This is a genomic window from Pelotalea chapellei, from assembly GCF_018531195.1.
GTDB lineage: Bacteria > Desulfobacterota > Desulfuromonadia > Geobacterales > Pseudopelobacteraceae > Pelotalea > Pelotalea chapellei.
In genome coordinates this window covers 35,835-55,291 of sequence record NZ_JAHDYS010000019.1, presented here as the reverse complement: position 1 = coordinate 55,291, position 19,457 = coordinate 35,835, and the positions used below count along the sequence as shown (strand labels likewise).

The following is a 19,457-nucleotide window of genomic DNA, read 5'->3' as shown; positions in this document are numbered from 1 at the left end:
GATTGCTTCACCAGAAAGCATTTTAGCCCGTACCTTCTCTTCATCCCTATTCTTTTTCCAGCCCACCCTTTTCTGTCAACTCCGTACCCACACCAATCTGTTTTCCTTCAGTATCCATTGGCGGTGTGGCGGGCGACAGCACGCCAGTATCTCCATGCTTCGGGCAATACTCAATCGGCTCAGTTCCTGCGATATAGAATTCATCCCGTTTGTCAGGACATCCAGGAGTGGACAAGTAGCCAGTCGCGGGATCTATAGAAACGGAAACAACTGTCTCTGGCTTTGTAAACTCAACAGCCTGCTTCGATGCCACTACCTTGCGCATGAACTTTTCCCAGACTGGAGCGGCAATCACTCCTCCGGTAAAGTTTTTCCCTCCTGGTCGTGGCTTGTCATATCCCACCCAGACGCCGGTTACTATTTGGGGGGTGTAACCGACAAACCAGGCATCCCGATAATCATCAGTTGTGCCGGTTTTTCCGGCTGATGGGTACATGCTACTGAACTTAGTGAGATTCTTTGCAGTTCCATAGGTCATTACATCCTTCAGCATCTGGGTGGTAACAAATGCAGCTGCTGGAGAAATGACGGGAGTGACTTTGGGGGGATTTTCAGTCCAGGCATGGGATCTGCGATCATACACCCGAATAATACTTCTGGCTTCAATCCGCGAACCTCCGGCAGCCAGTGGAGTGTATGCCTGCACTAGTTCATTCAAAGTGACTTCTTCAGTTCCTAGGGCCAGAGCGAGTCCATTCTGAGCCCGCAGGGACAACCCCATTTTCCCCGCATATTCCACGAAGTAAGGCACCTGAATGGCATCCAGCAGCTTTACTGCAACCACATTACTTGAATAAGCCAAGGCTTGTCTCAGACTCAAATCACCATAGGTTTTGCGACCATAGTTCAAAGGCTTCCAGACCTGGTTGTTTCCTCGATCATAAGCCACTGGTGCATCATTAAACATGCTGCCAGCAGTATATCCATTTTCAAGAGCAGCCGCATAAATCAACGGTTTAATAGCCGAACCGGGCTGACGTCTGGCTGCAAAGGCCCGGTTATAGGAATCCTGGGTAACATTAACTCCACCAACGGCTGCCAAAAGATCCCCCGTGGCAGCATCAAGACACACCAGTGCTCCCTGAAGATCAGGGGATATCTTCTTAACCCCCTCCCGCAACGCCTGTTCCGCCTGTTTCTGCAAGTTAAGATTCAGGGCCGCGATTACATCCAGTCCGCCCTGCTCGATAATTCCGACTCCATACCGTTCAATCAGTTTATTTCGGATATGTGCAAGATACTGCGGAACCTGTCCAGGCTTGGTAACTGAAACCGGATTGGATCGCAGAGCCTGCCTCTGCCGCGGAGTGATCATGTTTAGATCAACCATACGCTTGAGAACAACATCCCTGCGCCCCGTGACATTGGCCGTTTTGCCCAGTGGATTATAGCGCCCCGGAGATTTCGGTATGCCTGCCAACATGGCACATTCGGCATCAGTCAGGTCTTCCGGATTCTTATCAAAATAAACACGTGCTGCCTGAGCGATGCCCCAAGCTCCATTCCCGTAATAGATTTCGTTAAAATACATTTCAAGAATCTGCTGCTTGGTATACTTCTTCTCAAACTCGATTGCCATCAGACCTTCCTGGACCTTACGGTCAAGGCTTTTTTCACCTGAAAGGAACTTGTTTTTGATCAATTGCTGGGTTATTGTCGATCCCCCTTCAGCCATTCTCCTTTTGACCACGTCTTTCACCAATGCCCTGGCAATCCCACGCAAATCAATCCCGCTATGCTCATAAAAACGCGAATCTTCTACGGCTACCACAGCTTTCTGCAAAAATGTAGGAATACGGCTGATTGGTACCCAATACCTGCGTTCCGGCATGATTCGGCCGACAAACTTCCCCTGGTTATCAAAAACACGTATGGAAGAATATCCGGATGGCAGCGGAGGGTGAGTGGAAAACGATTCCTGTGCAGCCGCTACATGGAAAAGGTTCAAAACCAAGAAGGCTCCCAACAGTGTTGCGAAGAACCTTTTTTTACAAAAAAAATAGACCGAAGAATTCAAGTTTTTGATACTCCTTCAGAAGAATTTGTCTTTAATGTAACACATAAAACATTGAACCTGTTGGTTTGTTGTGCAAACATAGTCCCGTGCAGCTGATTCCCCCAGAAAAGAGATCACGATGACCGACATCAAGGCAGAGATAAGAGAATTCCGGATCGGCGAAAAAATTCGTGCCCTCCGCCAGCAGAAACGCTTGACCCTGCAGGAACTTTCGGATCTGACAACATTGTCCAAGCCGCTTCTCTCCCAGATAGAGAATCAGCAGGTAATCCCACCTCTTGCCACACTACTTAAAATCGCCAAGGGGCTCAAGGTGGACATTCACTTTTTCTTTGAGGACGAAGGCAATCGTCAGAAATATGTTCTCACCAGAAGTGATGAGGCCCCTGAAAGAATTTTCCGACAGACATCCGATGATGCAGCCCGGCCTTATATTTACCACTCACTGGCACCAGGCCTGCGCCATAAACATATGGAACCTTTTCTGGTGGAGTTCGAAAAACGTGAATGGGATGACAAACTTCTTTTTAAGCATGAAGGAGATGAGGAGTTTCTGTACGTAACAGAGGGTGAGCTGGAATTTCACTACAACAATGAAATCATCAGCCTGCATAGCGGTGACAGCATCTACTACGACTCCAGCCAACTCCATGGCTGGGTTGCAGTAGGCGAAGGCCGAGCCAGGGCTGTGGCCGTGCTTTACTCGCGGGAATAACGCCTGAATTGCACAACTATCCAACAGTGGCATGAAAAGTTTCAGAATTACCGTCCTGCCCAATCCTTAAGCGTCCGCACTCTATCCACGACCGGCGGATGAGAGTAATGAAACATGGCATAGAATGGATGGGGGAAGAGGTTTGACAGGTTTTCCACGGACAGCTTGACCAATGCCGAAGCCAGGTCTTCAGGTCGGCCGGTCAGGTCGGTTGCAAAACGGTCCGCCTCCCGCTCGTGACATCGGGAACGCCACGCGGAATACGGGGTAAGCGGAAACAGCACCAGAGAAGCGATAAAGCCTATTACTATCAGCTTGCCGGGCAAGGACAGATCCGGGGGCAGCCCCAGCACACCTGGCAATCCCTCCCACTGCAACAACCTGAAGGTAAGCCACGAACCAGCCAGAGCTATAATTTCCGCCACCACGAGTCTTTTCCAGATATGCCCTTTCTTCCAATGCCCGATCTCGTGAGCAAGCACCGCCACAATTTCGCCATGGGTCATCTGCTTGATCAAGGTATCATACAACACTATCCGCTTTACCTTGCCGATGCCTGTAAAGTAGGCATTGGAATGTCGACTGCGACGGGAGGCATCCATCTGCATCACCCGTCCAACCTTCAGGCCGGCCTTTTCCATCATGAGGCGGATGTCATCCTCCAGCCCCGGCTCGGTGACCGGTTCGAATTTGTTGAAAAGTGGCTCGATGACATAGGGTGAAATGAACATCATAAACAGACTGAACAGAGCCAGAAATCCCCACACCCACAACCACCAGCGCAGGGGGCTCCACTCAATCAGCCAAAGGACCGCCCCCATCAACAGCACCATCAGCACTGCGCCGATAGCCTGGGATTTCAAAAAATCCAGCAGCCACATTTTGGGCGTCATGGTATTGAAGCCGTAGCGCGCTTCGATAACAAAGGTGCCGTGAAGACTGAAAGGTATGCCCAGCAAGGTTTGACACCAGGTCAGCAACAAAAAAAAGAAAATTCCGCTGACGATGAAAGTCCCTCCCAGATGGGAAATGAAGTTGTCATAGAGCGCCAGCAGGCCACCAAACAGAAATACGATCAGCAGCAGGTTGTCAAACAATGATTCCCACAATCCCAGACGGCTGGACTCGCAGGTGTACGCGGAACTGGCTCGCAGTTTTTCCTGATCAACGGCTCCCTCAAAACCCAAAGGCACTGTATCGCCGTGGGTTTTCAGGTGCCGCAGGTTGATAAAACGCAACCAGTAAGTAAAAAGCGTAATAGCTGTAAAGAGTACAAACAGGAACAACTTCATTGCTTGAAAACCTTTCTCTCAAATAAGAAGCGGGGGCGAAGCACCCGCCTCGCCCCCGTCGAGTTTCATGCCACGACACTTTTCAGCTTAATGCCACAACTTCTCTGACACATTTGCCAATACCTTCATACACCTCGGAAATGCTGTTAGCCAGCATATAGGCGGGTGTCGAGACCAGTTTATTCTTCTTGTCCACTACAAATTCAGTTACAGGACAATCCTGATGTTTTGCCCCGCACTTCTCGATTTCAGCAGATGTACCGGCGTCGGTACCAATGGTAACGGTAGGTGCCAGATCTTTGCCCAGCACGGCAGCAGTCACCACCGGAGCGATGCAGATTGCACCGATCGGTTTACTGGCAGTTGCCATCTCCCGCAACAGCCGGGACACCTCAGGCTGTACCGTGGCGGCAGCACCCTTGACAGCAAAGTCGCACAGGTTCTTGGCAGCCCCGAACCCTCCGGGCAAGATGATGCCGTCAAGGTCGGTCGCCTTGATATCCTTGATGTTGCGAATGTTGCCGCGGGCGATGCGAGCCGATTCCACGAGGACATTGCGACGTGCACCGGTCTCCTCCATGGTCAGATGGTTAGTTTCCGTAAACTCGGTGTCGGGCGCCATGCAGAGCGCTTCTGCACCGCATTGATCAATAGCCAGAAGGGTAAGCACCGCCTCGTGGATTTCACTGCCGTCACGCACTCCACAACCCGAAAGAACAACCCCGATCTTCTTCATTGTACCCCTCCTTTTTCATGTTGATCCTTGATCACGACTTCTTCGGCCAGCGCCCGCCGTACAGCTTCGTCATAGGACGACAGCCGCAGCGGTATCAGGTCCCGAATTGAGTGTTCCCTGCAGATGACCTCACTGCTCAATCCTTCTATCAACGGCATCGAAACAGAGGGTGGGACCGGACTGAACAAAGCGACCCAGTATGAGGAAAGCCGGGGAGTCAAAACCGGCACCGGCACAATCATCAAGGGCTTTCCTTCAACACGGGCGAAATGCTCCATCATCTCACGGTAGGTCAGAATTTCAGGTCCGCCTATGTCAAAAGTCCTTCCGGCAGTGCGCTCATCCTCCAGGCATCCGGCCAGATAAGAGATGACATCATCCACCGCAATCGGCTGACACCTGGTTGAGACCCAGCGCGGAGTGATCATGACCGGCAGACGTTCCACCAATCCCCGCACCAGCTCAAAGGATGCCCCCCCCGCACCGACGATCACAGCTGCTCGCAAAAAGGTGGTGGCAAAGGATCCGGCACGAAGAATGTCAGCAACTTCCATCCGGCTGGCAAGGTGCCCGGAAAGGCGGCTCCCTGTCTCCCCCAATCCACCGAGATAGATCACCCGCCGCACACCATTTGCTTCGGCAGCACAGACGAAATTGGCTGCAGCCTCTCGGTCGCGGCGCTCGAAACCACTGCGCCCCCCTCCCATGGAATGCACCAGGTAAAAGGCGGTATCTACTCCCGCCATGACCGGCAGGAGTGAGTTGCGATCAAGCATGTCAGCCCGAATTACTTCGGCGCCTTCAGGTTTCCCGGCGTTATCACGGCGTACCATGCAACGCACCCTGCAGCCGCGTTCCAGCAGCACACGTGTCAGCCGTTTACCGATAAAGCCGGTAGCTCCGGTAATCAGCACCTTTTTACCATTAATATCCATAATTTCGCTATTGTGCCATATCTTCATCAGAAGGCAAGATGTACCTTATGGCAAACACCTTGGCACATGTGCTACCTTGTGTCCGTTTGAAAACTCCGGCCGGAATAACAGCCACGCGACAGGACATCAATGAGCAATCTGCCTCCACATAATCTGTTAACTGTTCTCGGCCCGACCGCTTCGGGCAAGACCCGCTTGGCTGTGGCTCTGGCCCGCCTTCTTGACGGTGAGGTTATCTCAGCTGACTCCCGCCAGGTTTTTCGTGGCATGGACATCGGAACCGGCAAGGATCTGCACGAATATGGCACCATCCCTTATCATCTGATCAATATCCTTGATGCCGGCGAAGAATTCAATGTTTTTGCCTTTCAGCGCCTGTTTCTTGCCGCCTTCGAAGAAATCCGCTGCCGGAAGCGCCTGCCGATTCTGTGCGGTGGCACCGGCATGTACCTGGATGCAGCCTTGCGCGGCTATCGCATGGTGGCCGTGCCGGAAAACCATGAACTGCGGGCTGAACTTGAGCAGCGAGGAATGGAAGAGCTGGCTGAGCTGCTGCGTAACCTGAGGCCGGAACTGCACAACAGCACGGATCTACTGGACCGGCAACGCACAATCCGGGCGATTGAAATTGCGCAATACGAACGGGAGCATGGCCATGAAAGCGAACCTTTCCCAGACATTAGGCCGTTGGTTATCGGTATCCGTTGGGAACGCAGCGAATTGCGTCGCCGGATAACGGAACGACTGCAACAGCGCCTGGAGGAGGGTATGATTCTGGAAGTCGAGCGCCTGCATCAGGCAGGCGTCTCATGGGAGCGACTGGACTACTACGGGCTGGAATATAGATTTATCGGTGCACACCTGCGGGGTGAACTGAGTCGCAACGACCTTTTCCAGAAATTGAACAGCGCTATCCATGACTTTGCCAAACGCCAGGAAACCTGGTTCCGCAGGATGGAGAAACATGGGGTAAAAATACATTGGGTGAATGGTGATGCTGATCCACTTGCAGAAACACTGGAGATTATGAGACAGGTCTCGTAGTAACTTTTTTGATAAAGCATAAAAATGGCCCGCCGGAATTACTCCGGCGGGCCATTTTCTCAAACTGCTTTTCGAACGTTTTTATTTGCCTGCCACGGTCAGTTCGGCTTTCCGCACGACCATATCCACTATCGGCAGAGTCGGGACCCTCTCAAGACCATAAATCGCTTTGAGGTCGATGTCCTTGGGTACGGCACTCAAGAGAGCCTCTGCCACCGCCTGGTCAGCCTGACGGTACCGCAGCTTGGCTTCAATGCTGACCTTCTGTCCTTTCTTGGGAGCAAGTCCGTAAAAAACATCCTTGTAACCCCGGGGAGGGATAGTCTCGTGACGTGAAAAGGCCGTTACTACCCAGGGATCAATGGCAAAGTGAAAGTCGTTGCCCATGCCATCCGAATTGAAAACCCTGGCATCTTCAGGGAGCGCGCCATCAGACTTGACTGTTCCACTGGTAAACAGGACCTCCCCTTTATCGTCACGAGCGGTAACTTCAAGCCACATTTGCCGCACGTTGGTAAGAGATGTGGGCAGGTTGTGGCCGGCACGGACATTTTTGACGCGGATCTTTAGCTCTGCCAGAGACCCGTTGCGGTACACCGGGGCAATTTCCATGTCTGCAGCTGCTTGCAGGCGATCAACTGCCATCTTGTACTTTTCAGTCAAGGTGTCTGCCAACTGCTTGTCGCCAGCTTTCTGGGCCGCTGCGGAGGCCAGGTAGTACAGAAGATAGTTAGCCCCATTGAAATAATGGCGGTACTCTCCTCTGGCCGGTTTTTTGAAATCATCGGCAGAACGTCTGAAGGTGGCTGAATCAACCATGTGACAATCCTGGCAATGAATGTCCTTCTGAGCGTATGGCCCCTGCTTCCATTCGTTGTAGGTGGCTTCCAGAGGAAAGTGGGTATCGTAATGATAGACCTGATGGCAGGATGCGCACAGATCCGCCTGTTTGTGAAGAGTTGATTGTTCACAGGAATGGAATCCGCCACCGCACTCTTGGCTAGGCTGTAGCGGACCACGTTTGATCAAAACCGGGCCATCCTTTCCATCTACACCAGGTTTAAGGATGAAGGATCCGTTTTCCGGTACCTTGGCTGGGGTTTGGGTATGGGTTACACCGCTAATCGAGTGGCATACATCACAGGACACACCATTAAGAGCTATAGAGGAGAGTCCGGAAATGCCAGGTTTTTTGACTTCGCCGGTAACAACACCAACAGGTGAATGACACCCTTCGCACTGACGGGCTATCTCATGCCCGACCGCCTTGACCGCCTTGTTCAGCTCTCCCTGATAGACAGGATCCTGAAAAGCAAGCTGGTGGACCGAGCCTTTCCATTCCTTGTATTGCTGTTCATGGCACTCTCCACAGGTTTCAGGAGGAGTAAAAGGAGCAGAGGTTTTGTCCCATTTCATGAGTGACGGGTAGTAAGGGTAGAATTCCTTGTCCACCTTGAAAACCTTATCTTCCGCTGCAAATGCGTAGGCGATACATGAGACAAGGCTGAAGGCCACCACTGCTGCTGAAAAGATGTTACGAATCATAACTTAGCTTCCTCCTTGATATGTTTTTTCTTGCAAAAAGCAAGCACACCATAATGAAATAGCGTTAATTTGATATCGCGGATAGGCATACATGTCAAGGCTAATAAGGTTGTAAAAAACAGCGTGTAGGGAGATTGGAGCGAAATGAGGCGGGGCAGAAACAGTAAAGCCCTTCAGGAGAAGGGCTTTACAAATCAGAATATAAAGGACGTTATTAAACCAGTTCCAGCGCGCTGAAGAAGTAAGGAATTTCGAAAGCAGCTGTTTCCGGAGCATCGGAACCGTGGGAAGAGTTTTCTTCAATATTGACAGCAAAATCCTTACGAATTGTACCTGGTTCTGCATTAGCCGGATTAGTGGCTCCCATCAGGGTGCGCCAGTCGGCAATTGCATTTTCCTTCTCAAGGCACAGCACAATCACAGGGCTGCGTGACATGAAAGCGCACAGATCGTTGAAAAAGGGACGCTCTTTGTGCACATAGTAGAAACCCTCAGCCTGCGCCTTGGTCAGCTTTATTTTTTTCATGCCGACAATGTTGAATCCGTTTGCTTCAATCCGGTCAAGAATCTTACCGGCCAGTTTGCGTTCAACTGCATCGGGCTTAATGATTGCAAATGTACGTTCCATGTATTCCTCCAATTTGACTAATGTTTAAGAATAGAGCAGATACCATTTGGCTTTAGGAATTGTCAAGATTTTTAACCATTCCGGCTGCCTCAATCCTCCCTGCCCCCCTTGCTCTTTTACATGGCAATCGTTATGATAATAAAAGAAACAAATAAGGAAAACATTAACTTCTAGGAGTTTTGTCGGGCTTAATAAGTCGTAGTGAAAATTCGACTGGACGAGGCAAGATTTTGTCGATTTCGCAGGACAATAGTTGTTCTATTGACCAAGAAAACGGCGAAATATGGACCGTACAGGCGGATTTGCAGCCGAGTTAATTTAAGCCCGACAGACTCCTGGCCTGCGAGGTTCACAATGAACATGCTCAAAACCACATTCTTGATGACGCTGCTGACTGTCCTGCTGGTCATTCTGGGCGGGATGATGGGAGGCCGCGGGGGCATGACCATGGCTTTTGTCATGGCAGCAGGGATGAACTTTTTCGCATACTGGTTCTCAGACAAGGTAGTTCTGTCAATGTACGGGGCACGGGAAATAACCGAACGGGAAGATGCCCGTTTTTTCGGGTTGGTACGCCGTCTTGCCCAGCGGGCAAACTTGCCAATGCCCAGGGTTTATGTTATCGACTCTGACACTCCGAATGCATTCGCCACCGGCAGGAATCCGGAGCACGCTGCAGTTGCTGCAACCACCGGCATTTTGCGCATCCTCACTGATGATGAACTTGCAGGTGTCATGGCCCATGAACTGGCACACGTCAAACATCGTGACATTCTCATTTCCTCCATTGCAGCCACATTTGCCGGCGCGATCACATACCTTGCCCATATGGCACAGTGGGCCGCAATGTTCGGCGGTGGACGGAGTGACGATAACGAGGGGGGCGGCAGCATCTGGAGTACGCTGTTGATGGCGATCCTGGCGCCCATCGCAGCCATGCTGGTGCAAATGGCGATTTCACGATCCCGGGAATACGGAGCTGATGCCGGCGGAGCAAGCATCAGCGGAAACCCGCTCTCTCTGGCAAATGCCCTTCAGAAGCTTGAAATGGCCAATCATCAGATTCCCATGCAGGCCAATGCCGCTACAGCCCACATGTTTATCGTCAACCCCTTGACCGGCGGCAGCCTGATGTCACTGTTTTCTACTCATCCCCCAATGGCCGAACGCATTGAGCGCCTGCGGGAAATATCAAGGACACACAGCTATTGAGCACACAAAACCCGACCTTATCCAATCCACGCCAAGCTGCTTGTGTCGTGCTTCGCAGTATTCAGAAAGAAGGATGTTACGCTGATCAATTAATGGACCGGGAGCTGTCCGAGGGCCGTCTTTCCGGTCCTGACCGGGGTCTGTTTGCAGAGTTGGTGTTCGGAGTATTGCGTCGCCAGGGTACTCTTGACCACATAATCGCCCAACTACTGAACCAGTCGCTTGGCAAGCTGGAACCAATTGTGCTGGTCCTCTTGCGGTTGGGCCTGTATCAGCTGGTATATCTGGACCGCATTCCTGAGTCTGCAGCCGTCAATGAGACGGTTAATTTGGCAAAGCAATCTGTTCCCCGCGCCAGTGGACTGGTCAATGCAGTGTTGCGGAATTACCTGCGCCGCAAGAACAACATCACGTTTCCCGACCCGCTTACCTCTCCGGTCGCTTCCATTGCTGCCCGCCACTCTCAGCCGTTGTGGCTGGTCAACCAGTGGCTCGATCAGCTTGGACTGGCGGAAACAGAGCAACTGGCCGAGGCGTCTTCTCTTCAACCTCCCCTGACATTGCGAACCAATACCTTGCTGACATCCCGCGAGGAACTTCTGCAGCGTTTTACCGATAATGGCATCTCCGCCGTCCCATGCCATTATTCACCCCAAGGAATAGTGGTCGAGGGGCGCCATCATATCCCAGGACTGCCAGGTTTTCGTGAAGGCCTGTTCGCAGTCCAGGATGAAGCCTCACAGGTGGCAGCTTTGCTGCTGGGCGTACAGCCGGGGGAGCGGGTCCTGGACAGTTGCGCAGCCCCGGGGGGCAAAGCCACCCATCTGGCGCAGCTCATGGATAACCGTGGCGAATTGTTGGCCATGGATATCTCGCGCAACAAGCTTCCCCTGATCCAGGAGTCAGCTCAAAGGCTCGGCATAAGGATCATCAGCACCCGTTCCGCCGATCTGCTGCAATCCGCTGCCATGCCCGCACATGCCTTTGATCGTGTCCTGCTGGATGCCCCCTGCTCGGGACTGGGGGTTATCCGTCGCAATCCGGAAGCCAAATGGAGGCTTACTCCTGCAGACTTTACCCGGCTTGCCACAACCCAAAGGGCCATGCTGAAGAATGCCTTCAGATTGCTTAAGCCTGGCGGCACACTGGTCTACTCCACCTGTTCTACGACCCTTGAGGAAAATGAAACCGTTGTGCGGGATTTCGTTTCTCGCCAGAATGATTGTGTGCTAGAAGACCTGAACACCATTTTCCCCCATTGGCATGATCTGTTCACCAGTGAAGGCATGTTGCGAACCTGGCCCCACCGCCACGGCATGGACGGCTTTTTTGCAGCACGGCTGAAAAAAAGATGATTACACCAACAGAGGTTTCCATGAAGAAAATTGCCCCTTCCATTCTCTCCGCAGATTTTTCACGACTTGGCGATGAAATTCACGCAATCGAGGCCGCGGGTGCCGACTATGTCCACATTGATGTAATGGACGGGCACTTTGTCCCCAACATAACCATCGGACCATTGATCGTCGAGGCCGCCAGGCGTGTTACAACGCTGCCGCTGGATGTGCATTTGATGATCGAAAATCCTGATCTTTATATCCCCGACTTTGCCGCCGCCGGAGCGGATATTATTGTAGTTCATGCCGAAGCCGTCCATCACCTGCACCGCACCGTGCAGCTGATCAAATCCCTCGGCAAGCGCGCTGGGGTTTCACTCAATCCGGCAACTCCGCTCAATGTGCTTGAGTATGTTCTTAACGATCTGGATCTCGTACTGCTTATGACGGTAAATCCCGGCTTTGGCGGCCAAAGCTTTATCGATGCCTGCCTGCCAAAGATCCAGGCACTGAGGGCCATGCTGGACAAACGTGGATGTGAAGCGGAACTGGAGGTGGATGGTGGTGTAAAAACTTCCAATATCGCCCGTATCTCCCATGCCGGTGCCGATGTATTCGTTGCAGGCAGCGCTGTTTTCGGCAGCACAGATTATGCTGCAACAATTGCTGATTTAAAGAATCTTGCCCATGAGCCGCTGCTGTAACATTGTTTCATACCGATCAATTAGAAAATTGTTTTTACCTTTAATCTAATGTAGTATTCGAAACCATGCTCAATACTGTTCTGGTCATAGATGATTCCATCGCCATTCGGGAGCGGATAATCAGGTCTCTTGAGGCATTTAACCTGTTCGAGCGCTATTATGAGGCTGAGGACGGGCTCGAAGGGTTCAAGAAACTTCTCGCCTCTCCCGTTGACATCATCCTCTGCGATCTTGAGATGCCCCGCATGGATGGCTTCAAATTTCTTGGCATGTTGAAATCACGTCCCGATTTCCAGGATGTGCCGGTGATTATCCTGACCGGCATGAATGATCGGGATCTGAAGGTCAAAGGCCTTGAACAGGGTGCCAGTGACTACATCACCAAGCCGTTTGACCCCGAAGAACTGGTGGCACGGGTCAAGGTGCATCTGAAGATAAAGCATCTGCAGGATGATCTGAAACGTTCCAACGAACTGTTGCTTGAGCTGTCCAATACCGACCATCTTACCGGCATGTACAACCGTCGTTACCTGATGGAATCACTGGACAAGGAAGTTCAGCGTACCATCCGCAAAGGTGGAAATCTTTCACTGATCATCCTTGATATAGATCATTTCAAGCAGGTCAACGATACATATGGCCATCTGCAGGGAGATATCGTGCTCCAAAAGGTGGCCGTCCAATTGCAGAAAGAACTGCGCAGCTATGATACCGCAGCCCGCTATGGGGGTGAAGAATTCTTAGCCGTGCTTCCTGACGCCTCTCTTGAAGAAGCTATTTTTGTTGCAGAGCGGATTCGCATCGCGATCCAGTCACTCACCTTCAGAGAACCTTTATCTGCCTTGAGCATCACGGCAAGCCTTGGTGTGGCGACCTTTGCAGTACCCTGCTGCTCTACTGTTGACGATTTCATCAAACTTGCGGATGACGCTCTCTACCGGGCCAAGACCAGTGGTCGCAACCGGGTGGAATGTGCCATCTGATCTGAAAAAAGAGGACTTATGGATTTAAACCTTGACGAACAAAGACTGATTGTTGAATTTAGAAAAATGAGTTCATCGGCCAAAGAAGAACTGTTGGCTGCTGCCACAGCATTAAACCACAGAACTGGTGAAAAAGAGCATGATGGCTCAACTAACCAGTGCCCCCTCAAGCCGCAGGAAACACGACCCGAGGCAGAAAAGACTTCAATTTTTACAGAGTAACCTGTTACGCAACCTCAGATCTGGTTCGTGATCATTTTGCGCCACGACCAGCACCTCGAAATCGTTTCGAAGTGCCAGGGTGGCGTTTTTTGTAACCGCATTTTCCGGGAGAATGTTTATGACCACCATGAAATGCCTCTTCTTCGTAATGCTGAGCATATTCCTTTCAGGCGAGAGTTTTGCCGCTGCAACCCCGCCAAAAAAGCTGGAAAAGCCACCTCTGTCCGAACGCTGGTTCGGAATCTATGTGGACAAAGAGCGTGTCGGTTTCTATCGACAAACAATTTCCGAAGTGCCCCAAGGCTATTTGCTGGAAGGGGACGGCAGCGTTCGCATGAAAGTAATGGGATATTCCAAAGAGGCTACAACCCGGGAGGTCTATCTGACCGGAAAGAATCTCGCCCTGCGCTCCCTTGAGGTGGAACAGAAATTAAATGGCACCATTTCCCGCATCACCGGCAAGGTCCATGATTCTTCTTTACGCATCAAAAACGAGAGCAACGGCAAAGCCCAGGAAAAGACCTTGAAGTTCAGAGGAGACATTTATCCTGGACCGGCACTTAATCTGTACCCGTTGCTAAAGGAAGCGTTGGCCGGCAAGACTTACAAAGTGCTGACTTTTGACCCGGAGGAGATCAAGATCAAGGAAGTAAAGATCAGCGTAGTGGGTGAGGACAAAACGCCTGATGGCCAGCCCGCTTTAAAGCTGCGCAATAACCTTTATCCATTCGTCTCCAATGATATCTGGGTGGATAGCCAGGGGAATACCCTCCTGGAGTCGGTTCGCGAAGGATTGGTGGTCACCAGGGCAGAAGAGCCAAGGCAGTTAGCGGGCTTTGTCAGCGATGTCGCGCTCTCGGGCAAAGATTTGATCTATGATTTCAGTCTGATCCGGGCCGAGCCGCCCATAAAGGAGTCCCATAAGCTGAAAGGCCTTGAGGTTGAAATCAGCGGTTGGAATGACAGCTTGCCCCTTCTGCAGGAAGGGGGCCAGGTGATGGAGAAATCAGGGAATGGCCGCATCTCCATGAAGACCGGGTCGCTGCTGCCGACGAAATCAGAGGAGAGGAAACCTGGCCAGAAAGAGGTAAAGAGTAATTACCTGCAGCCTGCAGAAAAAATCGAATCAGATGCTCCGGAGATTGTTGGCAAGGCAAAGGAAATAGCTGCGGACACCAAGAGTCCGGAAGAGACAGCCAGGGCACTGGCAACATGGACTTCAGAATGGCTTAAAGATACAGTGGATGATAGTGGTGGTGCTTTAAACAGCCTTAAATCCCGTCATGGAAATTGCCAGACCCACGCCAGACTCTATACTGCGTTGGCACGAGCCGCTGGCATCCCCACACGATTTGTTTCCGGTCTGGTGTACCTTGAGGGAAAAGGCTTCCTGTATCACAGCTGGGCAGAAAGCATGCTTAGTGGGCGCTGGACAGCTGTAGATCCTACGTCTAACCAGTTGCCGGCAGATCCTACTCATTTGAAGTTTTTTGAAGGGCATACCCAGGAAGATATGGCACCAATTATCGCCATCATCGGAAGAATCAGCATAAAAGTTCTGGATACGAAATACTGATACCTGCCGACGGTATCTGCTGATCAGAAGGACCCTGAATAGCGTTCCACCACCTCGCGCACCTGTTTCTTCATCCCATTCTTCCAGGGCCCCACAGCTACCAATCGTAGATTTTCCGGTGCACATACCAGGCGGGCGGTCTCCAGCAGATCGTCCGCCGTGACACCATTCGCCTCCTGCTGGTCCTCCTCAATATTACGTACCACCTGCATCAGTTCGCCCCAGCCATAGCGCCCACCCATCTCATAGGCAGAATCCCGGCTGTATTCCAGATCATATATATACGACTGCCGCACGCGATCCAACTCGGCTGCAGGGACCGGTACACTGGTGATCCGAATCATCTCCTCCAGGACGACTTCAACAGCCTGGACCAGAGTTTCGGGAGCGGTGGACAGATCAAAGGCCAGGCATCCTGTCTCGTCATATGCACCGATGGACCCCTCTACTGAATAGACTATGCCAAGCTGTTCCCGCAACCGCAGATGCAGACGGGAGCTTCCCCCGCCAGCCAGCAGCCGTCGCAACAGACGCTGACTCATGAAGTGCCGATCGACTCGAGAGATCCCCAGAAATGCCAGTTGCAAGTTAATCTGGCTGTCCGAATCCCGTACAAAACGCATCTGCGGAGCAAGATGCCGCTTGGTGACCGGAACCACAGTAGGCTGTTCCTGACCCTGCCAATCACCATAAACTTCCATGGCAGCCGTGAAAACTTCATGACTGCGTACCGGGCCTGCCACAACAACCACAGCACTTTTAGGCACATAAAAGCGCCGCATGTGTTCAGCAAGATCTTCACGGGACGTCGCAGCAATACTTTCCAGTGTGCCAATGGTCGGCATGCCGAGCGGGTGACGCGGCCAGAGCAGCCGGCTTGCTATGGTATCAGTATTGATTTCTTCGCCGCGCTCATTCAAGTCTTCCCGAGCTTCCTCTGCAATGATGCGTTTCTCGATCTCAATCCCGGCCAGCTTGGGACGCAGCAGCATGGAAGCGAATATTTCCATTCCCCGGCGGACATGATCAGGATGGATACGCGAGTAGTAGCAGGTTGATTCGGCGTCAGTCGCGGCATTTGGTGCACCACCGATTGCCTCGAAAGCATTCTCTATTTCCAAAGATCCGGGAAAATCTTCTGTCCCGCGAAAGAGGATGTGCTCAAGAAAATGAGAGAGTCCTTCTTTGCCCGAAGGGTCGTTACGCCCTCCAACTTTGAGATAAATGGCCAACTCAACTGCATGCAGATGAGGCATTTCGACACAGACTACACGCAGGCCGTTGGAAAGAGTATGGGTAAAGGGTCGTATCATGAAAGCGCCTTTCGTATCAGATCAATGCAGCTACTATTTTCTTCCGGCGCCAGAAATACTTCATCGTGGGATTCTGCCCAAATGGGGCGCGGCCAGAGCGGATCTCCCTTGAACCTCGGCACAATATGCCAGTGCATGTGCGGAACCATGTTGCCCAACAACTCGTAATTAATTTTATCCGCCTTGAACACCTTGGAAAGCGCCTGGGCCACACGACTGACCTCCTCGATCAATTCGCCTCGCACCCCGGACGTCAAGTGGAACAGTTCTGTCACATGCTCTTTGGTAAACAGCAGACAGTAGCCGGGAAAAAATTGATCCCTGTTAAGTACAACCCGGGAATGGCGCAGTTCAATGATTGCAAGATCACTGTCATCTTCCCAGCGGCTGCACATGGGACATTGGGGCAATGGCATTGGCATTTCTCCTCAGCGGAACAACTTCATTGATTTTCGACAAATGCACATCACAGACGCCATTTTGTCCTCAATCTAGCCAGTTCATGACCATTCTTTTTTTCTACAATCTGGTGCAGACAGCAAGGCATGTCCGTCCCCTTGATTACTGCACATCGCGACAGAACAGATTGGCCGTACAGCGCCTCTGCCCGAAAAGATATTTCCAGTTCTGCCAGCGTACCTCGGGCAAGATCTTCCAGCACGGTCTCAAGAGCCCAGCCGGCGTAAATCGTGTTGTTGACATGCTGATTGATATCAAGGTCACTGCGTTGCACGCGAAAGGAAAGTTCTACGGTCTCGGCCTCCGGAGGTAGAAGAGGCAGCGAGGCAAAATCATCTTCCACTGCTCGTCTCGCCAGCAGAGGATAGCTTGGCAGGTATTTATCGAGCAGCACCGGCCGCCGTGTGGCAACGTTAAGAGCCGCCCACGAGGTAGTTGCACGAGCCGTGCAGCATCCTTGCCTGTCCAGCAGTTCAAACTCCCGGCAGCTGAAGAAACCCTCGCGAGTTGACGGCCAGGTTCGCACCAGCACGCTCTCGTCGGCACGGGGATACCGTTCGAAGATTATGTGTATGCGGGAAAGCACCCATGTCAACCCCTTCTCTCGCAGGTCGACAACGGAAACGCCCAATTGCCGGGCATGCATTCCGGCTGCATCCTGCAGATAGTTAAGCAAGGTAACCGGCCTTACATTCCCGTTATAATCAAGCTCGTGATAATGAACCTGGAAACTGTGCTCAAAACTGACTGTCACTGGATCACCTTATTCGTAGCGCAGGGCATCTATCGGATTAAGACCGGCAGCTTTCCGGGCCGGGTAGAAGCCGAAGAAAATCCCCACTGCACCGGAAAAAAAGAAAGCAATGGTAATAGACTCTATCGAAATGAGGGTTGGCCATTCGAGAATATGAGACACGATCAGGGCGCCACCTGCTCCCAGGCAAATGCCGATCAGGCCACCGATCAGGGTCAGCAGCACCGCTTCAGTCATGAACTGCAGCAGGATGTCATTGCGGCGGGCGCCAATGGCCATGCGGATGCCTATCTCCCGTGTGCGCTCCGTAACTGAAACCAGCATGATGTTCATAATGCCGATGCCCCCCACTATCAGCGAGATGGAGGCTACGGCCCCCAGAAGCAGTGACATGGCTTTGGAGGATTGTTCTGCGACAGCCAGGATTTCAGAAAGGTTCCTGGTACTGAAATCAGGCTCCTTACCTGCCGTGATGCGATGACGCTGATTGAGCAGATTTTTTATTTCCTCCTCAGCCTTGTCCAAAAGTTGTTCGCTTCTGGCCTGTACGATCATTGCTCCGATCGAATTGGGAAATGAGGAGCGTGACAGTTTAACCTGAGCCGTGCGCAACGGTACAAAAACCGTGTCATCCTGGTCGGTTCCCTGGGGCGATTGCCCCTTGCGTTCAAGCACACCGATAACCGTGAAAGGAATTTTTTTAATCCGCACCATCTTGCCGACAGGATCATCACCGCCGAACAGGTTCTCCGCCACGGTCTGGCCCAACAGACACACCTTGGCACCACCCTCCATATCCTGCTGGCCGATGCTGCGGCCGCTGACCACCGGCCATTCGCGGATATCAAACAACTCCGGTGCGGCACCCATGACAATGGTTGACCAGTTCATATTGCCGTAAACCACCTGGGAGGTAGAACGAGTGGTACCTGATGCACGTAGTACCGAAGGGCATTCTGCCATGACAGCACGGACATCGTCCGAGGTCAGGGTCTGACTACCGCCGCTGCCCATGCGGAGCCCACCACTGGTGGTGGAACCGGGAATAACCAGAATGATGTTACTGCCGATACTGGCGATCTGTTGAGAGATCACATAGCTGGCACCCGAGCCGACCGCCATCATGGCAATCACTGCCGCAATGCCGATGATGATGCCGAGCATGGTCAAAAATGAGCGCATTTTATTGGTGCGCAGCGCCCGGAGAGCAATTTTAAAAGTCTGAAGAAAATCCAACCGTCACCCTCTGGTGTCGTCAATAATCCGGCCGTCTCGGAAGGTAATCCTGCGACCGGCATAAGCTGCCACATCCGCCTCGTGGGTCACCATGATTATGGTGATCCCCTGACGGTTGAGACTGGTAAACAGGTTCATTATTTCGTCACTGGTAGTGCTGTCCAGGTTGCCGGTGGGCTCATCAGCCAGAATGACAGCCGGATCATTGACCAAGGCCCGGGCAATTGCCACCCGCTGCTGCTGGCCCCCTGAAAGCTGACTGGTATGATTGTACTCTTTTCCTTGCAGGCCGACCTGCTCCAGGGCCGCCATCGCCCTGGCCCGCCGTTCCCTGGAGGAGCGTCCCGCGTACACCAGCGGTAACTCCACGTTTTCTACAGCCGGGGTGCGGGCCAGCAGATTGAATCCCTGAAAGACAAAACCGAGCTTCCTGTTGCGGATTTCGGCAAGCTGATCCTGATTCATATTTGCCACCCCAAGACCGTCCAGCAGATAGTCACCTGAGGTGGGACGGTCCAGGCAGCCGAGGATGTTCATGCAAGTGGACTTGCCGCTGCCGGAAGCACCCATGATAGCGACAAATTCCCCCGATTCGATCGAAAATGAGACCCCTTTGAGAGCCTCAAACTGCTGGTCGCCCATGATGAAAACGCGACGGATATCGCTGAGAGAAATAACGGTCGACATGA

The 19,457-nt window shown here is 52.2% G+C and carries 19 protein-coding genes; 8 read left to right on the top strand and 11 right to left on the bottom strand.

Translation table 11 applies throughout. From position 1 onward, the window contains the following. Positions 1–46: 46 nt before the first annotated feature. Positions 47–2,014: a penicillin-binding protein 1A gene (locus KJB30_RS16060; RefSeq protein ID WP_281415707.1), complete on the bottom strand. Its 1,968-nt coding sequence runs from the start codon at positions 2,012–2,014 to the stop codon at positions 47–49. Between the two features lie 181 nt (positions 2,015–2,195). Between KJB30_RS16060 and KJB30_RS16055 the strand changes: the two genes are divergently transcribed. Next, the gene (locus KJB30_RS16055) at positions 2,196–2,792 is read left to right on the top strand and encodes a helix-turn-helix domain-containing protein (protein WP_214301209.1); all 597 of its coding nucleotides are present in this window, start codon (positions 2,196–2,198) and stop codon (positions 2,790–2,792) included. Between the two features lie 47 nt (positions 2,793–2,839). Here the strand turns inward: KJB30_RS16055 and KJB30_RS16050 are convergent, their stop codons facing one another. From KJB30_RS16050 to KJB30_RS16040, 3 genes are all read right to left on the bottom strand, one after another. Then, positions 2,840–4,084, bottom strand: coding sequence for a M48 family metallopeptidase (locus KJB30_RS16050; protein ID WP_214301207.1), 1,245 nt, complete (start codon positions 4,082–4,084; stop codon positions 2,840–2,842). Positions 4,085–4,166: 82 nt separating this feature from the next. Continuing rightward, on the bottom strand, positions 4,167–4,820 hold the full coding sequence (elbB, locus tag KJB30_RS16045) for an isoprenoid biosynthesis glyoxalase ElbB (protein WP_214301205.1): 654 nt from the start codon (positions 4,818–4,820) through the stop codon (positions 4,167–4,169). Next, on the bottom strand, positions 4,817–5,755 hold the full coding sequence (locus tag KJB30_RS16040; RefSeq protein ID WP_214301203.1) for an NmrA family NAD(P)-binding protein: 939 nt from the start codon (positions 5,753–5,755) through the stop codon (positions 4,817–4,819). Before KJB30_RS16040 ends, elbB begins: the two co-directional genes overlap by 4 nt. 129 nt (positions 5,756–5,884) lie before the next feature. Between KJB30_RS16040 and miaA the strand changes: the two genes are divergently transcribed. After that, on the top strand, positions 5,885–6,799 hold the full coding sequence (gene miaA / locus KJB30_RS16035; protein ID WP_214301201.1) for a tRNA (adenosine(37)-N6)-dimethylallyltransferase MiaA: 915 nt from the start codon (positions 5,885–5,887) through the stop codon (positions 6,797–6,799). Between the two features lie 81 nt (positions 6,800–6,880). On the opposite strand, the gene KJB30_RS16030 is transcribed toward miaA, so the two are convergent. Together KJB30_RS16030 and ndk are read right to left on the bottom strand one after the other, a co-directional pair. Further along, a complete protein-coding gene (locus tag KJB30_RS16030) occupies positions 6,881–8,344 on the bottom strand; it encodes a cytochrome c family protein (RefSeq protein WP_214301199.1) in 1,464 nt (487 codons plus the stop codon). A gap of 214 nt (positions 8,345–8,558) precedes the next feature. Beyond that, positions 8,559–8,972: a nucleoside-diphosphate kinase gene (gene ndk, locus KJB30_RS16025; protein WP_214301197.1), complete on the bottom strand. Its 414-nt coding sequence runs from the start codon at positions 8,970–8,972 to the stop codon at positions 8,559–8,561. 354 nt (positions 8,973–9,326) lie between these two features. Here ndk and htpX point away from each other — a divergent pair, with 354 nt between their 5' ends. From htpX to KJB30_RS15995, 6 genes are all read left to right on the top strand, one after another. After that, positions 9,327–10,184, top strand: coding sequence for a zinc metalloprotease HtpX (htpX, locus tag KJB30_RS16020; RefSeq protein WP_214301195.1), 858 nt, complete (start codon positions 9,327–9,329; stop codon positions 10,182–10,184). Further along, a complete protein-coding gene (rsmB, locus tag KJB30_RS16015; RefSeq protein ID WP_214301193.1) occupies positions 10,181–11,539 on the top strand; it encodes a 16S rRNA (cytosine(967)-C(5))-methyltransferase RsmB in 1,359 nt (452 codons plus the stop codon). The genes htpX and rsmB overlap by 4 nt, the downstream gene beginning before the upstream one ends. 20 nt (positions 11,540–11,559) lie before the next feature. Then, positions 11,560–12,225 carry a ribulose-phosphate 3-epimerase gene (rpe, locus tag KJB30_RS16010; protein ID WP_214301191.1) on the top strand — a complete coding sequence of 222 codons (666 nt, stop codon included), beginning with the start codon at positions 11,560–11,562 and terminating at the stop codon, positions 12,223–12,225. A 65-nt stretch (positions 12,226–12,290) separates the two neighbouring features. Then, positions 12,291–13,208 carry a diguanylate cyclase gene (locus KJB30_RS16005; RefSeq protein ID WP_214301190.1) on the top strand — a complete coding sequence of 306 codons (918 nt, stop codon included), beginning with the start codon at positions 12,291–12,293 and terminating at the stop codon, positions 13,206–13,208. A gap of 18 nt (positions 13,209–13,226) precedes the next feature. After that, positions 13,227–13,430: a hypothetical protein gene (locus KJB30_RS16000; RefSeq protein ID WP_214301189.1), complete on the top strand. Its 204-nt coding sequence runs from the start codon at positions 13,227–13,229 to the stop codon at positions 13,428–13,430. 118 nt (positions 13,431–13,548) lie between these two features. Continuing rightward, positions 13,549–15,006: a transglutaminase-like domain-containing protein gene (locus KJB30_RS15995; RefSeq protein WP_246545747.1), complete on the top strand. Its 1,458-nt coding sequence runs from the start codon at positions 13,549–13,551 to the stop codon at positions 15,004–15,006. A 23-nt stretch (positions 15,007–15,029) separates the two neighbouring features. Here KJB30_RS15995 and KJB30_RS15990 read toward each other — a convergent pair whose 3' ends face one another. The 5 genes from KJB30_RS15990 to KJB30_RS15970 are packed head-to-tail and all read right to left on the bottom strand — an operon-like array spanning position 15,030 to position 19,455. Beyond that, positions 15,030–16,319 (bottom strand): M16 family metallopeptidase, encoded by a 1,290-nt coding sequence (locus KJB30_RS15990; protein ID WP_214301187.1) that lies wholly within the window; start codon positions 16,317–16,319, stop codon positions 15,030–15,032. After that, complete coding sequence (locus tag KJB30_RS15985) at positions 16,316–16,735, bottom strand: HIT family protein (RefSeq protein ID WP_214301186.1); 420 nt, start codon at positions 16,733–16,735, stop codon at positions 16,316–16,318. Before KJB30_RS15985 ends, KJB30_RS15990 begins: the two co-directional genes overlap by 4 nt. A 50-nt stretch (positions 16,736–16,785) precedes the next feature. Beyond that, positions 16,786–17,532: an acyl-[acyl-carrier-protein] thioesterase gene (locus tag KJB30_RS15980; protein ID WP_214301185.1), complete on the bottom strand. Its 747-nt coding sequence runs from the start codon at positions 17,530–17,532 to the stop codon at positions 16,786–16,788. 9 nt (positions 17,533–17,541) lie between these two features. Continuing rightward, positions 17,542–18,714, bottom strand: coding sequence for an ABC transporter permease (locus KJB30_RS15975; RefSeq protein ID WP_214301246.1), 1,173 nt, complete (start codon positions 18,712–18,714; stop codon positions 17,542–17,544). A 57-nt stretch (positions 18,715–18,771) separates the two neighbouring features. Further along, entirely contained in the window at positions 18,772–19,455 is a 684-nt protein-coding gene (locus tag KJB30_RS15970; protein ID WP_214301183.1) for an ABC transporter ATP-binding protein, read from the bottom strand. Positions 19,456–19,457: the final 2 nt, after the last annotated feature.